Here is a 20,320-nt window from a genome sequence, read left to right on the forward strand (position 1 = left end):
CATGCCACACTTAGAGGGCATTGCTTAAGAAATGACGGTGACGATCAGCAAAGGAGAGCTATGGCAGCCAAAACACAATCGGCACCGGTATCTCCTACACTTGCCCCCCTCGTCCTCATCAAAGGAAGCGAAAGCTTGCTGGCAGATCGGGCATTAAGCGAGTTACGTCGTCAGGCACATGAGGTTGATCCTGCCCTCGAACGAACAGATCTATCTGCTGGTACCTATCAAGCAGGACAACTCGATGTTTTGACTTCACCTTCGCTTTTTGGCGAAAGCCGAATGATCATCATTCCTGACTTGGAGAATATGACGGATGCTTTAGCTGCTGACCTTCAGGCATATGTATCCGCACCTGCAGCTGATGTCTGGATTTTCATGCGCCATCCGGGTGGCAACGCCCGCGGGAAAAAACTGCTTGATGCGATTGCCAAAGCGGGCTTTCCCGTAATTCCGGCAGAGCCTTTAAAGAATGATCGAGACAAACTCGACTTTGTTCGCTCCGACGTACGACAAGCCCATCGCAGCATAGAAACTGAGGCAGCTCAAGCTTTAGTGGATGCTCTGGGTAATGATCTGAGTGCGCTCGCGGCTGCGGTAGCACAGCTCCTCAGCGATGTTGAAGGGAAAATTACGCTTGATGCTGTGCGGAAGTACTACTCCGGACGTGTTGAAGCAACAAGTTTTGAAGTCGCGGATGCGATTGTCGATGGACGCGCCGCACGGGCTCTGACTTTGGTTCGCCATGCCTATGCGACCGGAAGCGCACCGGCGCAGCTCGTTGCCGCAATTGCAATGAAGTTTCGTGCAATGGCTAAGGTTTCCGCTTCTTCGGGAAGAAAGAACCTGGGGATGTCGCCTTGGCAAGCAGAACGAGCTCGACGCGAACTTCGCGCATGGCCCGACCCCGCTTTGGCCTCGGCAATCACTGCAATTGCGCAAGCCGACGAAGACACAAAAGGCGCATCGAAGGACCCACAGGGAGCAGTTGAAAAACTGGTCATGACCCTGTGTCGGCTTCACCGCGGCTAACGCACTGATTGAAGTGCAAAAGTTCGGGGGATTTTAGTCTTTAGGGTCTTCGTTGCGTAGCCGAGGAACGCAGGTGTTTTCTGGGCGAATCCCTACTAGCCCACTATAGAAATCGCGGATCTTGTCCATGTCATTGCGGCGGTTGCCGCTCAGTCGCATCGGCTCACCCCACCCGTAGCGACGCTTCGCGCCATCGATGAAACCGGGAACAATCGGAAGATCAGCTTCCATCGCAATTCGGTAGAAACCAGACTTCCAATAGGGGCGAACGGAACGAGTTCCTTTCGGGGTAATAACCAGAACGAAATGATCTTTGGATTCAGCAAGGGAAATGATGTGCTCAACAAGGTGCCCCGGATGTTCGCGGTCAACGGGAATCCCGCCGATCGCCTTCACGAAACTTCCAATAACAGGGACGTCGGTGAGATTCTTCTTGACCAGGAAAGACACTGGACGCTCGACGGCCCACATTGCCATCACCATGTAGAAGCCGTCCCAATTTGACGTGTGAGGCGCACCGATAACCAAACAGCGATCGGGAAGAGGGGACTCAGGCGCGAAAGTCCATCTTGATAGATGCATGACAGTGTGAGCCAGTGCTTTACGCAATCCCATGTGCGTCCTTTCCTTGTTCTGCCGCAGTTAGTGTACGTTGGATTGACGGAGTTGGACCTCTCTATGTGAGTGATCCCCCTGAAATTCTCCCTGATTGAACCCTGATAATCGCCTTCTTCGAGTTGAGCTGAGGGCAGCAAGATCTAAGATCAAAAACAGAGAATCGAAGTTTGTCTGCCAGAAGGAGTTTCATGAGCGCTGAAAGCGAACCCAAGGCTGACGAGACTCTTCAGACGCGTCCGGCATCTGCCTTTTCGCGTGTTTGGAGTCGAAGCTTCCCGGTTCTCCTCAACTGGTTTCGGACTGCTCCATGTTCGATCATCCTGACGCTGATCATCATGCTTGTCGGGATTGCCGCCCACTTGAGCCACGGCCACTGGAATCAATCTCTTGCCGCGCAGGGCGGTGCAATTCGTCCGCTCACCATTGTGACGACGGTTGTGTGGAGTCCTTCGATCGGCATGATGATCAATGCTGCCCTCATGATGGCGATCATCGGTGGCCTTCTTGAACGTTTCCTCGGATCGCGAATTTGGCTTCTTTCTGCGGCCATCTCCCTTCCCATGTCTTTAGCGGGGATGTGGGCTTTCGTCGCTCTAGTAAAGGGAATCTCTCGCAGTGGTCTCTATCCACTCTTTAGTGGTCCGCTGACAGGAGCAAGCCTGATCCTCACTGCGCTGCTTGGAACCGCGAGCGCGAAGATGGATCGCCTATGGGCGTGGCGCACTCGAATCGGCGCCCTTGTCGTCTTGAGCGCTCTCTTGGCTTTTTCTTCTACTGCGGGGGCGCTGGCACGTTTCATCGCTTTCCTATGCGGGTGGATCATTGGCGGTTTCGCGATTGGTTGGTCGAACCGAGGGCGTTCAATGCTGGGAATTGGAGATCCCGTACGTCGAGTAATTCCCTTGGTCATTACTGCTACTACCTTGGGCGCCGTAAGCTCAATCTGGAATTTCAGCGCTCATGGTTTCCTGGCTTTTGATCGCGCTGCTTTTTCTCCCGAGCTTGCCATCCAGCAATATATGTGGGCGCTGTGCCAGCAAAGCAGCGCTCCCATGAGCTGTGTCGAAGAGATGTACGGCAATTCTTTGATGCTCTATGCTCCCTTGATCTTGGCTTCGATTCCTTTTGTGGTTCAGTTGGTTTTGGCTTTTGGTCTTTTCCGAGGCCGTCGTGGCGCTTGGGTGGGCACGCTGGTTCTTCAGAGCGTGCTTGCGATTATTGGCCTCGCACAGATCATGGTTTTCGCGCTTTCGGTGGATGAGGCGCAGGGCCTCAACGACGATGACTTCTTTATCGCTCCCATTCCCATGAGTAAGCTTCTGATCAGTGTTGCTTTCCCCCTAGTAACGCTTCTGCTGACCGCGTGGAATTCCTCTGCGTTCCGGGTACGCATTGCCCGACGCTACTGGGTGCGCAGCGCATGTGTCATTACTGTCTGCGCTACGTTTGGCACGCTCATTGCGCTTGTTATTGGGGTTTTAATTCCCGACCAGTTTGTTCCCGAAGCGGATTTACTCAGCCTTTTTGAGGCCTACGTTGTCTCATACGCTCCTGCTGGTGCACAGTGGCTGATTGATACTCCGGTCTATGCAACAACCTTGCTTTCCTCGATTTCGACAGTCTGGATTCCCGCGCTGGTGTGGATTGTCGTCGCTGTTTGCCTTCTTAAAGTTTTCCTTGCGCCGGTTGAGCTTCAACATGATGCTCATGATGACTTAATCGCTCTTCTGCGCCAGCACGGCGCAGGCTCTTTGGGGTGGATGCTCGCGTGGCCGGGAAACTCGACGTGGATTAGTCCTGATCAACGCGCGGCAGTGTCCTACCGTCAAGAATCTGGCGTGATGCTGACACTGACACAATGTGCCGCAACTGATGACGATATTCCAGCAGTGATTTCGCAGTTTGCTCGCTTTGCAAGCGATGCAGCACTGACCCCGGCGCTCTATTCGGTCCATGAAGAGTGGGCACGAGAAGCGAATCGTTTAGGCTGGTCCACCGTCAAGGTTGCTGAGGAAGCCATTATTGATCTGGGTGATCTTGCCTTCAAGGGTAAGAAGTTCCAGGATGTACGCACCGCTTTCAATCATGCTAAGCGTGAGGGGATCCGAGCCGAATGGGCGTCCTATCCGAGTCTGCCCGATCAACTGAAGCAACAGGTTGATGCGATCTGCCAGGCATGGGCCGATGAGAAGACTCTTCCTGAGATGGGCTTTACACTGGGCGGCCTGCGTGAAATTAATGACTCGGATACGCGCCTTCTGCTGGCTCTTGATGAAGAAGATCGCATCCACGCGGTGACCTCATGGATGCCTGTTCACTCAGGTGGCGAAGTGGTCGGCCTGACCCTAGATGTGATGCGTCGAGATGACTCCGGTTTCCGTTTGGCCATTGATTTTCTCATTGGTCAAGCTGCTCTTCTAGCGCAAGATGAGGGGTTCCAGTTCATTTCCTTGTCGGGCGCACCTCTAGCCGAATCGGGCCAGTGTGAGGAAAGCTCCGAATTGGCAGATTCACGCTTCGCTTTTGCCCCCGTTCTTGATGTGATGGGGAGCGTGATGGAACCCGTCTATGGTTTCCGCTCCTTGCTGGCCTACAAGAAGAAATTCCAGGTTCGTTTCGTCCCCCTGTATCTTGCAATTCCCGACATTGCGAACGCACCTGCAGTTGGTCTGGCAATTGCGCATGCTTATTTGCCAAATATGAGTGCAATCAGTGCTGTCGGGGTCGCAGCAAAGTTGGTGTCACGTGATTAGTCTCCTCAAGCTATTTCCACTGCTGCGCGTATGGATTCTGCCGATCGCTGCAGCCTCGATCCTTGCAGCCGGTGCTTGGGTGTGGTTTTTTGTCATGAAGCCGCTTTCCCTCAAGGTGCGGTTTGTGAGCGCTTGTGGCGGTGTCATCGTCCTTTTCATTGTCCATCACCTTGTCGAAAGGGTCTGGCATCCGGTTGCCGAGGGATTGGGGCGCGTGACATGGCTGTGGGCAGCTCCAGCCCTTATTGCTACGGTGATGATTCTTGTCGCTCTCTTTCGTCGCCGTCACTGGATTCGTCGTTTTCTGGCCGGGGCGTGCGCGTGGATGCTGATGGCGATTGGAGCTGCACTGGGGATCAACTATCATTTCGAGGCCTATCCCACGATGGCGGAAGTCGTTGGTGGGGGAGTACAAACAGTTTCTTGGGATGAACTAAAGAAACCTGATGATGCTGCCACTCTGGCGCGCAGTGCAGAGGGGGTGTTTGCCCGTGTCGACATTCCCGCCTCGGATGCCTCCTTTACCCCTCGACAAGCCATTGTTTATCTTCCACCGTCATATTTCAAAGATCCCAGTGCACAGCTCCCAGTCATTGTGCTGATGTCTGGCCAGCCCGGTACACCTCAAGATTGGCTTGTTTTAGGGAAACTTCCCCAGACGATGGATCAATTTACAGCGCAGCATGATGGTCGGGCCCCAATCATTGCTGTTGTTGATGTCTACGGTAGCCAAACAGCAAATCCTCTGTGCTCCGACACCTCGCATGGGAAAGTTGCGACCTATGTGCAAAAGGATGTCCCGAGCTGGCTGCGCACTAATCTCCCCGTCTCTTCTGATCCGAGACAATGGGCCATTGCTGGTCTTTCATCGGGAGGGACCTGCGCGCTTCAAGTGGTGACCCGTTCTCCTGATTTGTATCGCAGCTTCCTTGACATGTCAGGTGAAGCGCATCCGCAACTTGGTAATGAAGAGCGAACGATTTCGGATGGATTTGACGGCTCTCGAGAGCTCTATGAAGCGAATGATCCCGTGCATCTGATGAGTCGTAATCGCTATGAGGAAAGCGCGGGCATCATCTCGTGGGGAGAGTCTGATACCGCCTTTAAAGAAGGGCTCATCGAGGTTGATCACGCCGCGGAGAAATCGGGGATGAGCATTGAGACGCGAACCTATCCGGGTGGGCACTCCTGGAAGGTGTGGAGCGCTGCCTTCGAAGACGGATTGCCGTGGCTCGCACAGCGTTTCGGGCTGTAGGAACCACGGCAATCAAAAAGAGATTCTTCGCCTAGCTCGGGGGCAACGGGGTGCATCAGTGAAGATCTCGCCTATGCTAGTTCTTCCACCTTGATCGTCAAGGACATCCAGTGAGATTGTCCCGGGCGAAGGAGTAGTGCGTTGCGACGGACGTTACCTACTTCGACGCAGACGAAGTGTTTCCAGTCTTCGCGGTGCATGTCCGCTGCTTTAGATTCGGCAGGATTCCAGACGATTGTCGATGCAGAGTGTTCTTTTTCAACGACGATCCGTCGTTTGAAACCGGGATCTTCAATGATTGATCCATTGCTTGTGTCGAAGATCGAATCAACACGACCGTTAGTGAAGCTCAGCGGACCTTCGTGAATACCTTGTGTATCGCGGACGGTATCCAGTTCCTTTGCTCCTTCGAGGCCGTGAACGCAAATCTCACGTACATCGGAAACATTGAAATAGGAGTGCAAGGCCTCATCGACGTAGAAAGCTTCGTCATCGGTGTTTTTCATCGAAAGCACTAGGTGAAGTTCCGCCCCGAAAGTGACCTCAAGTTTCGACGTGAAACGATGGGGGAATTTTGCCATCTCAGTGTTTGTGGATGGTTTATAAACGAATTCAAGAACTGCATGGGAATCGCTACGCTCAATCAGTTCCCACGTTGCATTTCTTAAGAATCCATGGTTTTGTGCTTCGGATCCGGGGGCAGCCAAGGAAGCTGTTGCAACACCAAACCACGGTGCACAAATCGGAATTCCTCCCCGCGCGGGCGTCGATGCCCAGGGCAGGGAACGTTCGGAGAGCCAGAGGATGGGCTCGGTGCCAGAAGGTTGCCATGTAAGGACCTGGGCACCCGAATCTGAAAAGCTCGCGTCACAGCAGTCATTGCTGGCGCGATAGACGCGTCGGTTTGTCATTGGACAAGGATAGCGCGAGTAACGCCTCACACATAGCCCTCCGAACAAGGGACTTCCTCAAAAACGGCGATAAGCTAGCTGTGATACGCGTCGAGAATGTATAGGGAGCTTTATGACCATCCGCGAAGATCTACGAAATGTCGCGATTGTTGCACACGTTGACCACGGCAAGACCACCTTGGTTGATGCGATGTTGTGGCAGTCGGGTGCTTTCAATGAGCGCGACACGGTTGAGAAGACCGGTGAACGCGTGATGGATTCAGGCGATCTTGAACGCGAAAAGGGCATCACGATTCTCGCCAAGAACACTGCGGTCCACTATCGCGGTCCCGCCGCTCAAAAGCTCGGGCTCGAAGGTGGCGTGGTCATTAACGTCATCGACACCCCCGGACACGCAGACTTTGGTGGTGAAGTTGAGCGTGGCCTATCCATGGTTGACGGCGTCGTTCTGCTTGTCGATTCCTCTGAAGGCCCTCTCCCGCAGACCCGTTTCGTTCTTCGTAAGGCCCTGCAAGCCCAGCTTCCCGTCGTGATCGTTGTCAATAAGGTTGACCGTCCCGATGCGCGTATCGATGAGGTCGTCTCGGAAACCCAGGACCTGCTTCTTGCATTGGCTGAGGACCTCATGAGCGAAGGCGTTGATGCCGATGTTGACTCGCTGCTGGATGTCCCCGTTGTCTACGCCTCGGCAAAGGCAGGGAAATCCTCGCTGACCAACCCCGGCGACGGCAATATCCCCACAGAGGATCTCGAGCCTCTCTTTGAGACGATCCTTCAGCGTATTCCCGGCCCTGAATATGAGGAAGGCGCACCCCTGCAGGCACACGTGACGAACCTTGATGCTTCGCCCTTCCTCGGTCGCCTCGCTCTGCTGCGTATCCACAACGGTACTCTGCGTAAGGGCGAAACCGTTGGTCTGGCTCGCCACGACGGAACGATCAAGCCTGTTCGAATCACCGAGCTTCTTCGCACCGAAGGCCTGGAGCGTCTTCCTGCCGAAACCGCTGAGCCCGGCGATATCGTTGCGGTAGCCGGTATCGAAGACATCACTATCGGTGAGTCTCTGGTTGACCTCGATGATCCTCGCCCCCTGCCCTTGATCACCGTTGATGATCCCGCGATCTCGATGACGATCGGTATTAACACTTCTCCCATGGCTGGGCGAGTCAAGGGCGCAAAGGTGACCGCGCGTCAGGTGAAGGATCGCTTGGATCGCGAACTCATCGGTAACGTTTCCATTCGAGTTCTGCCCACCGAACGTCCCGACGCATGGGAAGTTCAGGGACGTGGTGAACTTGCTCTGGCAATTCTTGTTGAGCAGATGCGCCGTGAAGGCTTCGAACTTACCGTTGGTAAGCCGCAGGTTGTCACCAAGACCATTGACGGTGTGCGCAGTGAGCCCATGGAGCGTATGACCATTGATATCCCCGAGGAATACCTCGGCTCTGTCACCCAGCTGATGGCTCAGCGTAAGGGGCGCATGGAGACCATGGCCAACCATGGTTCGGGTTGGATTCGCTTGGAATTTGTTGTTCCCGCTCGAGGCCTGATTGGTTTCCGTACGCGTTTCCTCACCGAGACCCGCGGTACCGGTATCGCCTCGTCTATTGCCGAGGGCTACGCACCGTGGCAGGGCGCAATTGAGCAGCGCTTGACCGGCTCGCTTGTTGCGGACCGCGCAGGCCAGGCCACCCCCTACGCGATGACGAACCTTCAAGAGCGCGGCTCCTTCATTGTTGAGCCGGGTTCGGAGGTCTATGAAGGCCAGGTTGTTGGTGAGAATCCTCGCGGCGAGGATATGGATGTCAATATCTGCCGCGAGAAGAAGCAGACCAACACGCGTAGTGCGACCGCTGATGTCTACGAGTCCTTGACGCCTTCTCGCAAACTTACCTTGGAAGAGTCCCTGGAGTTTGCGGCTAACGATGAGTGCGTTGAAGTGACTCCCGAGGCCGTGCGTGTGCGCAAGGTCGTCTTGGACGCTCAGGAGCGCTTCAAGATTGCCGCTCGCGAGCGTCGTCAGAACAAGGACTGAGTCCGGCCTCGGCCCCGATAGGCTGTCAAAGCTAACTGAAGTTCAAGTTAGATCTGCGGCGGGGGAGGGACGCGCTTCCCGGTGACCATGGTTCGCGCATCGACACGAACCTGGCCGCGTCGAGTCTCGATGACTACGTGGGTTGGGGCAGCTTCGATGAGCGTTCCCAGTGCATCGTGAAGACCATCGTCTAGACGATAGCGGACGACCACGCGGGAGCCCACTCCCAATTGCATCCACGGAAGATTGGGAATTGCGTGCGTTTCGTGTCGCGTAAAAGCTTCGGCTTGGACATGCTCCGCAGGACTGATCTTTTCCCTATTTTCGGGGGAAGAAGGCTGCTCGTTCGCGTGGTTCTTCATGTTGGCGATAATAGAATGAAGTGGTTGTCCAACCCAGTCCAAGGAGGAATTAATGACTTACGTCATTGCCCAGCCCTGTGTTGATGTTAAGGACCGGGCCTGCGTTGATGAGTGCCCCGTCGACTGCATTTACGAGGGCGAGCGTACCCTGTACATCCACCCCGATGAGTGCGTGGACTGCGGTGCGTGCGAACCGGTCTGCCCGACCGAAGCAATCTTCTACGAGGATGACCTCCCCAGTGAATGGTCCGATTACCTGCAGGCCAACGCCGATTTCTTTGTTGATCTGGGCAGCCCCGGTGGCGCGCAGAAGACCGGTCCTCAGCCCTTCGATGTTCCGTGGATCAGCGAGCTTCCTCCGCAGAACGAAGATTGGGATAAGTAAGGAAACACATGAGCGTCCTTCCGCGCCCACTCGATCTGCCCTCATTCCCTTGGGATCAGCTCACCCCTTACCGTAAACGGGCAGCTGAACATCCCGGTGGTGTGTGTGATCTATCGATTGGAACTCCGGTTGATCCCACTCCCGCGCTTATTCAGGATGCGCTTCAAGAGCATGCGGATGCGCCGGGATATCCGACCGTGATTGGCACTCCTGAGCTTCGTCACGCAATTCTTGCGTGGGGAAAGCGGCGGAACATGGTGGACGTTGGATTGCAGGGCGTTGTGCCGTCTATCGGCTCCAAGGAAGCCGTGGCATGGCTTCCCTTCCTTTTGGGAGTGCGCCCCGGAGATGCGGTTTTATTCCCGCAGGCCTCGTATCCGACCTATGACATCAGTGCGCGTTTAGCGGGTGCAACTCCACTCCCGGTGGACCCGACTGACCCCTCGTCGTGGCCCGATGCTCAGCTTGTATGGCTGAACTCGCCGGGTAACCCAGATGGCCATGTCCTCACGCTTGATCAGCTGCGTGCGGTCGTCCAGTGGGCTCGCAGTCATGACGCAGTCGTGATTTCTGATGAGTGCTACTCGGCTTTGGCGTGGGAGGAGCCTTTCCTTCACGAGGGCGTGCCTTCGCTGCTTGATGAAGGAGTCTGTGATGGAGATCCTCGTTCCCTGATCGTGCTGTATTCGCTGTCTAAGCAGTCGAATCTAGCTGGTTACCGTGCAGCGTTGATGTACGGGGATCCCGAGCTTCTCGCTCCTGTTATTGAAGTGCGCAAGCACTCGGGGATGATGGTTCCTGCTCCAGTGCAAGCCGCAATGCGCGTTGCGCTGGAAGATACCGAACACGTTGAGGCACAGCGTCAGGTGTATGCGCGCCGACGTGAAATCTTGATCGATGCTGTTGAACGCACTGGTCTTGAGCGCGACAAGGATTCGGCTGCGGGCCTTTACCTGTGGGTGAGAGATCCCCAAGGCGACCTTGATTCCTGGCAGCTCGTTGATGCTTTCGCCCTGCGGGGGATTGTCGTTGCTCCCGGTGATTTTTATGGCGAGGCCGGGGTGGGCTTTGTGCGCGTAGCCCTGACCGCCACCGATGAGCGCGTTGCCGAGGCCGCAAGCCGGTTGATCGCCCAGCCGATCCGAGCGTGACGCTTGAGCGACTTAGTGGGCGTCAGGGCCTTATCGATCCCAAAGACTGACCCACTGCAATCCCATATCGGCCATCATGGTGCGGATTAAGGGAAGTGAGATTCCAATGACGTTGTGGTGGTCGCCTTCAATGGCTTCGATGAACGCTCCGCCCAATCCGTCGATGGTGAAAGAACCGGCGACTTCTAAGGGCTCGCCGCTTGCTACGTAGGCTTGAGCTTCTTCATCGTTGATCGAGCCAAAGTGAATATCGGTTGAGGATGGACGCGTGTCTTCGTTCAGGATCTTCCATCCATCTTTATTCCAGCGCATGTGCGCGAGGTAGTGGCCACTCCACAAGGTTGTGTGTGCCTTGGAAAGTGCCTTTACTCGGGCAAGGGCAACTTGGGGATCGTGAGGCTTACCCAGCAACTCCCCACCGGCCTCGAGCATGGAATCACAGGCAACTAGTACGCACTCACCTTCGGGGAGGGAGGCCTCGTCCAGCGATAGCTTTCCCGCGCATATCGCCGAAGCTACGGCCCTGCCTTTTGCTTCCGCAAGTGCGCACACTTTCTCAGCGGGGGAGACGCTGGGGATTCGATCCAAGATTGAATCCTCGTCCACTTGGGAAACTTTGACGATAGGAGTTATCCCGGCTTCCTGGAGGATGCGCCGGCGGGCAGGAGATTGTGAGGCTAATACAAGGTGCATACTATGAATTTTCCCGTGCAGGCTCAGCTTTTCTTCACTACACTAATGTGTGTTAGGCCACATGCGTGGAGGAAGCTGTGAAGGAAGAAGCAGGATTGAGTCACGATTTTTCGACTGCACACACCAATAGCTCTTCCCTCCTTGGCGGTCCGGCTACCCTTACTGTTGATGATCTTGCTCAGATGGCGCAGACCAGCAGCGAGGAAGTTCGCGAATTCTGGGTCGCAATGGGTTTCCCGTCCCCGCGCGCCGAAGAAAAGGTCTTTACGGAAAACGACGCTCGGCTTTTCATTGAATGGTCGAAATTTATTGCTTCGGGGGCTATTGATCAGGCGACCGCGCGTTCGCTTCTCCGTGCGAATTCCCACTTAGCTGACCGTTTGGGCTTGTGGCAGGTTGAAGCGCTGGTTGAAGACACGATGCGACGCTACGGATTAGATGACACCGCGGCACGAATGTATGTCCTTGACCATATTCGCGAGCGCGTTGACATGTTTGATGAACTGCTGCGGCATTCGTGGCGGCGTCAATTGGACGCGCTGCTCAAGCGGATGGATCATGAGATCGCCACGCGTGGGCATGAGGGATTGCAGCCGCGATTCCCGCTGAATCGATCCCTGGGCTTTGTTGACATGGTTTCCTACACCTCATCGTCGACGATTCTGGGTGGGCGTCTGGTTGACCTTATTGGTCGTTTTGAGCAGCTTTCGCGTGACGCCGTGACGGATGCGGGGGGCCGCGTGGTCAAGATGATTGGCGATGCGGTCATGTATATTGCCGATGATCTCGAAACGGGCCTTCGAGTAGCGGTTTCACTTATTGAGCAGCTCGGCGCTGATGATCAGATGCTTCCCGTTCGTGCTTCCTTCGTGCGCGGTGATGTCTTTTCTCGTTCAGGCGATGTGTTTGGTCCGACGGTTAACTTGGCTTCGCGCCTGGTGGATATCGCTCCAGTGGGCAAAATCTTGATGGATCCCACCACGGCTGCCGCGATTGCTGCAGGTAAAGCGGGGATGGAGTACGACGTAGAAGAGTTCCCAAGCGCAACTTTGCGCGGTTTTGGAACGATTTCGCCCTATCTTCTGACCTATCGTCGCTAAAAGAGTGCCTGCTTTTTTACCTGATCTTGTGATTTCATCCCATTTAGGTCAAGAAATGTACAAGAGATCCCTGAAATCCGGTATGCTATTTCCGTGACTACAGTGCTTCTCGTTGAAGATGATCCGGCTATCGCTGGCCCGCTTACTCGCGCCCTCGCACGTGAAACCTACGATGTGCGCGCGCATGACCACGGCCGGAGCGCACTCGAAGATCTTGATGGTGTTGACCTGGTTGTTCTTGACCTAGGTCTTCCCGATATGGACGGTCTGGATGTTGCAAGGGAAATTCGTTCCTCTGGGTCCTCCGTGCCGATTCTCATCCTTACTGCTCGCGCCGACGAAGTTGACATGGTTGTTGGCCTTGACGCTGGTGCAGATGATTACGTCACCAAGCCTTTCCGCTTGGCAGAGCTCCTTGCACGCGTTCGTGCACTGCTGCGACGCGGCGGCGGCGAGGTTGCAGACGGCGATCTTGTCGTTCAGGACGTCCGTATCGATGTGGCCGCACACCGTGCTTATGTTGCAGGCAAAGAGCTTTCTCTGACAGCAAAGGAGTTTGAACTCCTGCGCGTTCTGGTTCGTGAGGCTGGAAATGTCGTTCCGCGCGACACCCTGATGCGTGAAGTATGGGGAAATGGCCTGAGCGGTTCGACAAAGACACTGGATATGCATGTGTCGTGGCTTCGTCGCAAGCTTGGTGATGACGCAGCATCTCCGCGCTATATCACCACTGTTCGCGGAATGGGTTTCCGCTTCGAAAAGCCCTCTGCCTAAAGCTCTGAAGGTCTGTCATGCGTAGACGTGCTGCGCGAATGATTTTGACCGCGGTTGCGGTTGTTGCACTGATTTTCGGTATCCCCGCGGCTGTGGCGTCTTCTTTGATCGTCTGGAATTCGCAAACGACGTCGCTGGACGCCCGCGTGCAGACGGTTCAAACCAATCTTGATCGACGACTTCGCACCTCGACTCTGTCTGAAGGTTATGCGCGCATGTGGGCGCAAACCCTTGTGACCAACGGGGAGCCGGCCTACGTCGAGATTATGATTCCCCAGAACCCGCAAGCCATTACTTTGGGGGAGAGGCTTCGCGGGATCACTATCACTCGAAGCGCTTCATCACCGGATGGCGTCAAAGTGACGGTAATGATTTCAGCGCGTAACGCGATTCGAAGCATCGTTCGCGTTTCAGGGCTTTTCCTTTTAGGAATCCTTGTTTCTCTGGCTGTTGGTTGGGCCCTTGCGGCGCGTTTCTCGAGGCGACTATCGGCACCTTTGATCTATCTTTCGGCTCAAGCGGAACAAATTGGTTCCGGTCAGGTCCGAGCGCGTGTCAAGCCTTCAGGGATCGAGGAAATCGATCTTGTTCAAGAGGAACTTCAGCGTACGGGCGAGAAGATGGCACGCCGTTTGGCCGCTGAAAGGCAGCTGGCCGCCGATGCCTCGCATCAGCTTCGCACTCCTTTGACCGCGCTTTCCATGCGTCTGGAAGAAATTGAAATGATTTCGACCGAAGAAGAAGTGCAGGAAGAAGCGCGTTCATGCCTAGAACAGGTTGAACGGTTGACAACGGTAGTCACTGAACTGCTGGATACAAATAAACGACAGGCATCTGCAACTGAAGCCATCGATGTTCTGGAAGTCTTTAACACCCAGCGTGAAGAATGGGAAGAAGCCTTCGAAAAAGCCGATCGCGTCTTACGCTTCACAGATGAGGCAGATATGCCGATTCTTGCGGATGAGGCGAAGATTGCACAGGTGCTTGCAACCTTGATCGAAAATTCCTTGCGCTATGGTGCTGGCACTACCTGGGTGCACGCGCGCAATAGCGCTAATAGTCGAGGCGTCATCATCGAGGTCTCCGATGAAGGTGAAGGCGTCGATGATGAATTGGCCCCCTATATCTTCGAAAATGGGGTGTCGGGTCACGGTTCAAGCGGAATTGGCCTGGCATTGGCGAAGGACCTCATTGAAACGATGGGTGGCCGCATCGAGCTTTCTCAGGCGGTTCCGCCAGTTTTCACTCTCTCTTTGGCGGCGATTCCCGCTAGCTATGACCCGGGGCGCGTGATGCCAGAGGGCGCGCTGGTCTCGATGGGGCGGCGCTCACGACGCTTTTAATTGCCGTACACTGAATTCCATGAGCATTCTTGTTACTGGAGGCGCCGGCTACATCGGCGCACACGTTGTTCGTCTTCTGCTGGAACGTGGCGAAAAGGTTGTTGTTGTTGACAATCTGACCACCGGCGCAGCCAATCGAATTGGCGATGCGACACTTATTGAAGTGGATGTCGCACGCGATGAGGCTCTGCCCATCTTGACCCAGGCAATGATCGATGAAGACGTTACTGGCGTTATTCATTTTGCTGCTCAGAAGCAGGTCGGCGAATCTGTTGAACGTCCTGCTTGGTACTACCGCCAAAATATCGGTGGTCTGGCAAATGTTCTGCTGGCAATGGAGGAAGCCGGCGTAAAGAACATGATTTTCTCTTCCTCTGCTGCCGTTTATGGGATGCCTCCGGTCCCCGTGATCCCCGAGGATATTGAGAAGAAGCCCATCAATCCTTACGGCGAGACCAAGCTGATCGGCGAATGGATGATGGCCGATGCTGAACGTGCATGGGGCCTCAACTGGATCGGACTGCGCTACTTCAACGTTGCCGGCGCTGGATGGAATGATCTCGCCGACCCCGCATGCCTCAACTTGGTTCCTATGGTCCTTGACCGTTTGGCTCGCGGTGAGCACCCGAAGATCTTCGGAACGGATTACCCGACCGATGATGGAACCTGCATCCGCGACTACATTCACGTCAAAGACCTGGCCGATGCTCACATCTTTGCTCTGGATGCCCTGACACGCGGCGTTCCTGCGCATCGTCAATTCAATGTGGGTACCGGTCTGGGTACTTCAGTGCGTGAGATCATCGATGGTCTTCGCGCGGTGTCCGGCTGGGATTTCCCTGTCGACGAACTTGACCGTCGCGCAGGTGACCCACCCATGCTCATTGGCGATCCGCAGTCGATTGCTGTGGATTTGGGCTGGAAGGCTAACTACGGCGTCACCGAGATTCTGCAGTCTGCATGGGATGCTTGGCAGTCTGGGCCTCGCGCAATTAAGGTCCCCTCTCAGTCCTGATCTATGACAGACGCTGAACCGAACGCCTTGCCTGCTCAACCGTGGAATTCGTCGACTGTATCCATCAGTGATTTAGATTCTCTTGAGCAGGCCATGGCGTGGCGTCGTCTTGGCCCGCAGGCAGCACTGCACAGTTTCGTCGTGATGCTGCGAATGGCCTTGCTGAGTGCGGATTATGTCTATATCGACCGCAATCAGCTTCTCGATGGGGTCTGTTTCCTCGCTCTTGGTCCCGATGGGCTTGCCGAGGCCTTGGGCTTGCCCTCGTACCACGACCTCCCTTTGCTTGTGGGCTGTCAGCCTCCCGAGGGTACTCCCGCCGGGTTTGCGCGCCCTGGGAGCCTCGAAGAACGTACCGAGTGGGCGGATCTTCAACGCCGTCAGGTTGAGCGCGAAGGCTTCGTTTCTGCTGCACGCGCTGTCTTTGAAAGTGAGATGCCTACAGTTCATTCGATGACTGAGGGACATGCCCGGCTTGCCCTGCTGCTCAAAGGACTGAACGAAACGGGAACCGACGAGGGGCAGTCATACCCAGCGTACTGCTGGGTACCGCGTTCTCGGCAAGATCCGGCACGGCTTATTGAAACGGGACGCGATCAATGGGTGCGCGCGATGGAAGACATGCGTGTTCACCTCGTGACGTGGCCGCGTACTCCGAGCGTTGAGGATGCTGATTTCTGGGAGAGCCATGGTCGCCTCGAAGATCTTGAGGATACTGAGGCAATCGCAATCGCTCGCACCCTGCGGGCCTGGCTGCCGAAGTGGATTGCCAATGACGGTGGGGAAGTGACTCGCCCAGCTCGTCGTGGTGATGTTGTCTCTCTTCTGTCCCACTGGATGCAAGAAGCGCCACCAGCGGATCTAGACGCCTCAGAGGGGGAACTTTATCGTGATGTGCTCACAGCGCCTCAGGCGCGTTGTGCATTACGCTGGTTTTCACTTCTTTACGAGGATGCGGCTATGCACCAGCGTCTTGCGCTCCTCGATACGGCAACTTCGCGCATGAGTTTTACGATGATTGCTGACGATGATGGCACTGATGATGCGGAAGTCCGGGCACAGCGCCAGTGGGGGATGTGCGTCCCACCGCAGAGTAGAAAGCAATATTGGCGTGCCCGCCTGCAAGAAAACACTGGACTGATACTTGCCCGCATAGGGCTGCGAGTTGTGTCAAAAACTGGCTCTGGCCGTGAGGGAATTGGGGGAAGCACGCGCGGACTCAACGTCAACGGGGAAATTACCGAGGCCATGGGAACCCTTTCTCCCGAACAGTACCAGCGTGTGCTGACACACCCGATGACCGCCCGCGCTCGTGCTGCTCAGCTTGAACTCAGTGCCCTCACAGATGCACACCCGGCTGAGGAAATCAGAGTGAAACGAGCCTCGCGTAACGCGTGGCGCTCTCTTGCACTCTTCATTCGAGAGTTCGAAATCGATCCGGTGGAGTGGCGTAAACGTGTCTTCAGCGGAGTGCTTCGCTGCATCGCCGTTACCATTTTGGCCTTCTTCCTGACCGCACATGATTCAGGATGGTTTGGTGAAGATACTCTTTGGATGAATGTCCTGTGGACGGCGATTGCGTTCCTTGCATCCTTCCCGTATTCGGATGTCCGGGAGCTCTTTAAGCTCCGTCCCTCAAGAATGATGTCTGAAATCCGATTGGCTCAGGCCTAAATTCGACGACTTGACAACCACTCAAAACTCACCCCATCAGGCACAAGGAGACGCCATGAAATGGACCCAGGTTTGGCACGCGGAAAACTTCCCCCTGTGGGTCGAAGGTAACGATGCGATTCCGCGTATGCACCGCGTTTTTATTGGGGGAAATCGCGCCGGGGCGGTTGCGATTGCTCGAAACCAGAACGGTGATTTTGCCCTCGTTCGTCAACAACGTCTTGCCATTGAGCGTGAACTCTGGGAATTCCCACGAGGAATGAGCGAGGAAACAGATGCGGATGGGGTAGCGACCGGCTTGCGTGAACTCCTTGAAGAGACCGGATTTTATGGGGAAAACGGACACTCCTTGGGACAGATTTACCCTGATTCTGGCATCCTTGCCGGGCACGTCGAAGTTGTCTCCTGCACGGTCCCACCTCAGGAACGTCAAGCTATTGACGGAGAAGTTGATGCGCTTCAGTGGGTCAGTCTTGATGCACTCAAAGAGATGATTGTGGGGGGCCAGCTTCAAGACGCTATTTCTCTTGCGGCTTTTTCTGTCTGGAGCCTTCGCAATAATTCCTGACTGCTCTTTAACGCTGAGCGCGACTTTTGAGTGGAGGATCTGTGGGTCTGCCTCAGGGGCATCCCGATTATGAGAACTGCGATGCTAGGTCGTCTTTTGTCAGCGTCCCAGCACGAAGCTTGGCGAAGAAATCCGGTGCGGTCGTATCTTCAAGCAACACCGCGCTTCCAGCCGATGTCGCATAGCCCAGCGATTCAATCGGGGGAACACCGGTCATTCCGGAGTTTTGCGCCTCACGGAATGCCAGTACCAAGCGTGCAACGTCAATAACAGATGAGTCCTGATCGACCGTGAATGCGGAAGCGCCAGCTCGTTCAACGCGCAGGGCGCTCATCGGGTTGAGCAATGTTGCCGGCTTCATCGCCTTCGAAACGGTCTTCGACACAACCTGGCGCTGGCGTTCAGCACGTCCGATGTCACCCCGTGGATCCGAATAGCGCATGCGCGCAAATGCTAGAGCAGTCTTACCGTCGGCGTCATGGCATCCGGCTTCCCAATTGAGCTCCGAGCGTTTATCCTCAACGCTGAGGTCGAAGCACAGATTCACCCCATCGACCGCATCGACAATATTTGACACTCCGCCCATTCCGATCTCTGCGTAGTGATCTACGGTAAGTCCGGTGAGCTTTTCGACCGTCTTGACCAAGAGCGCGGGGCCTCCATACGCATATGAGGCATTGAGCTTGTCCCAGCCATAGCCGGGGATCTCGACGTAGGTATCGCGGGGGAGGGAGATATTGCTGGTCTGTCCATTGGGGGCAACGTGAACAAGCATGATCGAGTCTGCGCGTTGCCCCTCGGTGTCGTCGGGTACCGAGCCGTCTGCGCGTGAATCTGAGCCTGCTAATAGATACGTAGTTCCAGAAGTGTTAGCACTTCCTGACAGCGCATCGATCTTCTTCAAATGAGAGTTGGCATCCATCATCAGGAAAACCGGCCATGCCAACATCAGCAGAACGCACGCGACGACGACAAGAGGCCAGCGCCTCTTTTTCCTCTGACGAGGCTTCGCTGGGCTTACGCCCCCGGCTTGGCGTGCGCTGGGCTGGGCTTGAACAGGTTGGAAGTGCGGGCGTTGCGTTGATGCCCACGCAGGAGGTCTGGAAGTCGCACCTACAGATTCTCGTGCTGGAGCTGAGGGGGCGTAGGCCGGAGGCTGGGTTCGTCGTGCACGGGGCGCAAAGGAAGGAGGCATCGCCTCTTCTTGAACGCGGGAAGGCTCAGCCGGTGTGCTCTGCTGTGCAGGAGCGTACTGCGGGGAGTCAGTGGGGACCCTGCGGGGGTGATCAACCGCCTCTTCATTCTGGGCACCAGCGTTGGTGACCTCTGAAAGACGAGGCCGCCGACGTGAAGGATCAGGTTGGAATGAAGGCGGTTGAGTCATCACTTCTCCGGGGGACAGGGCTTTTGAGTCGGCGTGGCGCTTGGAGACTGCGACGCGCTTGCACTGGATGTTGCGGAAGCAGATGCACTTTGTGATGAGGAAGGCGAGGCCGAAGGATCCTGAGCGGGAGCATTCGTCTGTCCGTCTTCACCGCTGCCATTCGTGAACTCAACTGTCGCGGGGAAGGGCTGGTCCTTGCGGATTGCTTCCCACACCTGACTGAACTGAGGTTCCAGGTTGATGACTCGGTTTGGATCAACCGGCGAATACTGGTTCGGTGAAGTGATGAACTGGATATTCGAACGTTTGACCGAAGTGAGTGAGAGCATCAGGCCCACGTCGGTGTTGATGTTTGACAGGTTCTGCGAAGGCTGCAGAGCTGAAAGCCCCTGCTTCGTGAAGGAGAGAAGTGAGGGAAGATCGGAAACGAAGTTCTTCGCCATCAACTCGCGCATAATTGCCGCGACAAGCTTCTGCTGGTTGGAGATACGGCTGAGGTCGGAGCCGTCGCCAATGGCGTAGCGTGTGCGCGCGTAGGCAAGTGCGGTCTTTCCATCAAGCTTCTGGCATCCTGCCTGCACGTGAAGGTCTGACTTGGAATCATCGATATCTTCGGGGATATCGAACCAGACCCCTCCAAGAGCATCAATCAAGCCGCGGAAACCGTGGAAGTCGACGACGACAAAGCCATCAACCTTCGTCCCGGTCAGTTGCTCAACTGTGGCCTCGGTACAGGCAATACCGCCCGCGATATCGGTGTTATTCGAGCCCGTTGAGAATGCGGAGTTAAACATTCCTGTGTAGGCGGAAGAAGTCGTGCCATCGGAGCGGCGACACGAGGGAATATCGGTAATGAGATCTCGGGGGATAGAGACGACTTGGATTCGCGAACGGTCCGCAGAAATATGCATGAACATGGTCGTGTCGGAGTGAATTGACGACAGCTCATCAGGATCACCATTGGCATCATCGCCCTGGTTCTGTCGTGAATCAATACCCGAAATCAAGATATTGACCGCGCGACCTTCAAAAGAGTCCGCGGGTGCTGCGGATTCGGTTGAGTTCGCATTTCCAAGACCATTTGTGTTGATGCTGTTTGCCGAAAGCTGGCTACCAAAGCTGTGATAGACAAAAAACACTGTCCACACCAGCAATAGAACACAGGTAAAAGCAACCAGTGAAACCACTCGTGCCGCACCGCTCTTGAAAGGGAGCGTCGCGGAGTGCAGGATCGGTCGCGCATCGCGCGGTTGTGGAGTACTCATCG

18 protein-coding genes are annotated in these 20,320 nt (G+C 55.5%); 12 read left to right on the plus strand and 6 right to left on the minus strand.

The genetic code is table 11. The features are described from left to right. The first annotated feature begins 60 nt into the window (after nucleotides 1-60). Nucleotides 61-1,032, plus strand: coding sequence for a DNA polymerase III subunit delta (holA, locus tag QZR18_RS02900; protein ID WP_178706607.1), 972 nt, complete (start codon nucleotides 61-63; stop codon nucleotides 1,030-1,032). A 33-nt stretch (nucleotides 1,033-1,065) separates the two neighbouring features. Here holA and QZR18_RS02905 read toward each other — a convergent pair whose 3' ends face one another. Beyond that, nucleotides 1,066-1,647, minus strand: a complete 582-nt coding sequence (locus QZR18_RS02905) for a 1-acyl-sn-glycerol-3-phosphate acyltransferase (protein WP_178706609.1) — start codon at nucleotides 1,645-1,647, stop codon at nucleotides 1,066-1,068. Nucleotides 1,648-1,838: 191 nt separating this feature from the next. Here QZR18_RS02905 and QZR18_RS02910 point away from each other — a divergent pair, with 191 nt between their 5' ends. Both QZR18_RS02910 and QZR18_RS02915 read left to right on the plus strand, forming a co-directional pair. Then, nucleotides 1,839-4,403, plus strand: a complete 2,565-nt coding sequence (locus tag QZR18_RS02910; RefSeq protein WP_178706611.1) for a bifunctional lysylphosphatidylglycerol flippase/synthetase MprF — start codon at nucleotides 1,839-1,841, stop codon at nucleotides 4,401-4,403. Then, nucleotides 4,396-5,658: an alpha/beta hydrolase family protein gene (locus QZR18_RS02915; protein WP_178706613.1), complete on the plus strand. Its 1,263-nt coding sequence runs from the start codon at nucleotides 4,396-4,398 to the stop codon at nucleotides 5,656-5,658. The genes QZR18_RS02910 and QZR18_RS02915 overlap by 8 nt, the downstream gene beginning before the upstream one ends. A 71-nt stretch (nucleotides 5,659-5,729) precedes the next feature. Here QZR18_RS02915 and QZR18_RS02920 read toward each other — a convergent pair whose 3' ends face one another. Continuing rightward, nucleotides 5,730-6,569 carry a D-hexose-6-phosphate mutarotase gene (locus tag QZR18_RS02920; RefSeq protein ID WP_178706615.1) on the minus strand — a complete coding sequence of 280 codons (840 nt, stop codon included), beginning with the start codon at nucleotides 6,567-6,569 and terminating at the stop codon, nucleotides 5,730-5,732. A 112-nt stretch (nucleotides 6,570-6,681) separates the two neighbouring features. Between QZR18_RS02920 and typA the strand changes: the two genes are divergently transcribed. Further along, the gene (gene typA / locus QZR18_RS02925; protein WP_009409153.1) at nucleotides 6,682-8,604 is read left to right on the plus strand and encodes a translational GTPase TypA; all 1,923 of its coding nucleotides are present in this window, start codon (nucleotides 6,682-6,684) and stop codon (nucleotides 8,602-8,604) included. 47 nt (nucleotides 8,605-8,651) lie between these two features. On the opposite strand, the gene QZR18_RS02930 is transcribed toward typA, so the two are convergent. Continuing rightward, complete coding sequence (locus QZR18_RS02930; RefSeq protein ID WP_295910288.1) at nucleotides 8,652-8,966, minus strand: 2-hydroxymuconic semialdehyde dehydrogenase; 315 nt, start codon at nucleotides 8,964-8,966, stop codon at nucleotides 8,652-8,654. Nucleotides 8,967-9,018: 52 nt separating this feature from the next. Here QZR18_RS02930 and fdxA point away from each other — a divergent pair, with 52 nt between their 5' ends. Together fdxA and dapC are read left to right on the plus strand one after the other, a co-directional pair. Further along, nucleotides 9,019-9,351 carry a ferredoxin gene (gene fdxA / locus QZR18_RS02935; protein ID WP_009409155.1) on the plus strand — a complete coding sequence of 111 codons (333 nt, stop codon included), beginning with the start codon at nucleotides 9,019-9,021 and terminating at the stop codon, nucleotides 9,349-9,351. A gap of 8 nt (nucleotides 9,352-9,359) precedes the next feature. After that, nucleotides 9,360-10,502 carry a succinyldiaminopimelate transaminase gene (gene dapC, locus QZR18_RS02940; RefSeq protein ID WP_178706617.1) on the plus strand — a complete coding sequence of 381 codons (1,143 nt, stop codon included), beginning with the start codon at nucleotides 9,360-9,362 and terminating at the stop codon, nucleotides 10,500-10,502. Between the two features lie 30 nt (nucleotides 10,503-10,532). On the opposite strand, the gene QZR18_RS02945 is transcribed toward dapC, so the two are convergent. Continuing rightward, nucleotides 10,533-11,195: a nucleoside triphosphate pyrophosphatase gene (locus QZR18_RS02945; protein WP_178706618.1), complete on the minus strand. Its 663-nt coding sequence runs from the start codon at nucleotides 11,193-11,195 to the stop codon at nucleotides 10,533-10,535. A 77-nt stretch (nucleotides 11,196-11,272) separates the two neighbouring features. Between QZR18_RS02945 and QZR18_RS02950 the strand changes: the two genes are divergently transcribed. From QZR18_RS02950 to QZR18_RS02975, 6 genes are all read left to right on the plus strand, one after another. Beyond that, complete coding sequence (locus QZR18_RS02950) at nucleotides 11,273-12,295, plus strand: adenylate/guanylate cyclase domain-containing protein (protein ID WP_019126227.1); 1,023 nt, start codon at nucleotides 11,273-11,275, stop codon at nucleotides 12,293-12,295. 93 nt (nucleotides 12,296-12,388) lie between these two features. Further along, the gene (locus tag QZR18_RS02955; RefSeq protein ID WP_034251789.1) at nucleotides 12,389-13,069 is read left to right on the plus strand and encodes a response regulator transcription factor; all 681 of its coding nucleotides are present in this window, start codon (nucleotides 12,389-12,391) and stop codon (nucleotides 13,067-13,069) included. A 17-nt stretch (nucleotides 13,070-13,086) separates the two neighbouring features. Further along, on the plus strand, nucleotides 13,087-14,412 hold the full coding sequence (locus tag QZR18_RS02960; protein ID WP_034251792.1) for a HAMP domain-containing sensor histidine kinase: 1,326 nt from the start codon (nucleotides 13,087-13,089) through the stop codon (nucleotides 14,410-14,412). 19 nt (nucleotides 14,413-14,431) lie between these two features. Continuing rightward, complete coding sequence (gene galE / locus QZR18_RS02965) at nucleotides 14,432-15,427, plus strand: UDP-glucose 4-epimerase GalE (protein ID WP_178706620.1); 996 nt, start codon at nucleotides 14,432-14,434, stop codon at nucleotides 15,425-15,427. Nucleotides 15,428-15,430: 3 nt separating this feature from the next. After that, nucleotides 15,431-17,101, plus strand: a complete 1,671-nt coding sequence (locus tag QZR18_RS02970) for a hypothetical protein (RefSeq protein WP_178706623.1) — start codon at nucleotides 15,431-15,433, stop codon at nucleotides 17,099-17,101. Nucleotides 17,102-17,156: 55 nt separating this feature from the next. Next, nucleotides 17,157-17,669 carry an NUDIX hydrolase gene (locus QZR18_RS02975; protein WP_178706626.1) on the plus strand — a complete coding sequence of 171 codons (513 nt, stop codon included), beginning with the start codon at nucleotides 17,157-17,159 and terminating at the stop codon, nucleotides 17,667-17,669. A gap of 67 nt (nucleotides 17,670-17,736) precedes the next feature. Here the strand turns inward: QZR18_RS02975 and QZR18_RS02980 are convergent, their stop codons facing one another. Further along, nucleotides 17,737-19,053, minus strand: a complete 1,317-nt coding sequence (locus QZR18_RS02980) for an LCP family protein (RefSeq protein ID WP_178706629.1) — start codon at nucleotides 19,051-19,053, stop codon at nucleotides 17,737-17,739. Continuing rightward, the gene (locus QZR18_RS02985; protein ID WP_295910296.1) at nucleotides 19,053-20,318 is read right to left on the minus strand and encodes an LCP family protein; all 1,266 of its coding nucleotides are present in this window, start codon (nucleotides 20,316-20,318) and stop codon (nucleotides 19,053-19,055) included. Before QZR18_RS02985 ends, QZR18_RS02980 begins: the two co-directional genes overlap by 1 nt. Nucleotides 20,319-20,320 lie beyond the last annotated feature (2 nt).

Source organism: uncultured Actinomyces sp., from assembly GCA_900541895.1.
In the GTDB taxonomy this organism is placed as follows: Bacteria; Actinomycetota; Actinomycetes; order Actinomycetales; family Actinomycetaceae; genus Pauljensenia.

What these genes read in the sequence shown, in the direction of transcription:
- holA (WP_178706607.1), top strand. Translation starts at nt 61, where the DNA reads ATGGCAGCCAAAACACAATCGGCACCGGTATCTCCTACACTTGCCCCC.
- QZR18_RS02905 (WP_178706609.1), bottom strand. Translation starts at nt 1,647, where the DNA reads ATGGGATTGCGTAAAGCACTGGCTCACACTGTCATGCATCTATCAAGA.
- QZR18_RS02910 (WP_178706611.1), top strand. Translation starts at nt 1,839, where the DNA reads ATGAGCGCTGAAAGCGAACCCAAGGCTGACGAGACTCTTCAGACGCGT.
- QZR18_RS02920 (WP_178706615.1), bottom strand. Translation starts at nt 6,569, where the DNA reads ATGACAAACCGACGCGTCTATCGCGCCAGCAATGACTGCTGTGACGCG.
- typA (WP_009409153.1), top strand. Translation starts at nt 6,682, where the DNA reads ATGACCATCCGCGAAGATCTACGAAATGTCGCGATTGTTGCACACGTT.
- QZR18_RS02930 (WP_295910288.1), bottom strand. Translation starts at nt 8,966, where the DNA reads ATGAAGAACCACGCGAACGAGCAGCCTTCTTCCCCCGAAAATAGGGAA.
- fdxA (WP_009409155.1), top strand. Translation starts at nt 9,019, where the DNA reads ATGACTTACGTCATTGCCCAGCCCTGTGTTGATGTTAAGGACCGGGCC.
- dapC (WP_178706617.1), top strand. Translation starts at nt 9,360, where the DNA reads ATGAGCGTCCTTCCGCGCCCACTCGATCTGCCCTCATTCCCTTGGGAT.
- QZR18_RS02945 (WP_178706618.1), bottom strand. Translation starts at nt 11,195, where the DNA reads ATGCACCTTGTATTAGCCTCACAATCTCCTGCCCGCCGGCGCATCCTC.
- QZR18_RS02960 (WP_034251792.1), top strand. Translation starts at nt 13,087, where the DNA reads ATGCGTAGACGTGCTGCGCGAATGATTTTGACCGCGGTTGCGGTTGTT.
- galE (WP_178706620.1), top strand. Translation starts at nt 14,432, where the DNA reads ATGAGCATTCTTGTTACTGGAGGCGCCGGCTACATCGGCGCACACGTT.
- QZR18_RS02970 (WP_178706623.1), top strand. Translation starts at nt 15,431, where the DNA reads ATGACAGACGCTGAACCGAACGCCTTGCCTGCTCAACCGTGGAATTCG.
- QZR18_RS02975 (WP_178706626.1), top strand. Translation starts at nt 17,157, where the DNA reads ATGAAATGGACCCAGGTTTGGCACGCGGAAAACTTCCCCCTGTGGGTC.
- QZR18_RS02980 (WP_178706629.1), bottom strand. Translation starts at nt 19,053, where the DNA reads ATGACTCAACCGCCTTCATTCCAACCTGATCCTTCACGTCGGCGGCCT.
- QZR18_RS02985 (WP_295910296.1), bottom strand. Translation starts at nt 20,318, where the DNA reads ATGAGTACTCCACAACCGCGCGATGCGCGACCGATCCTGCACTCCGCG.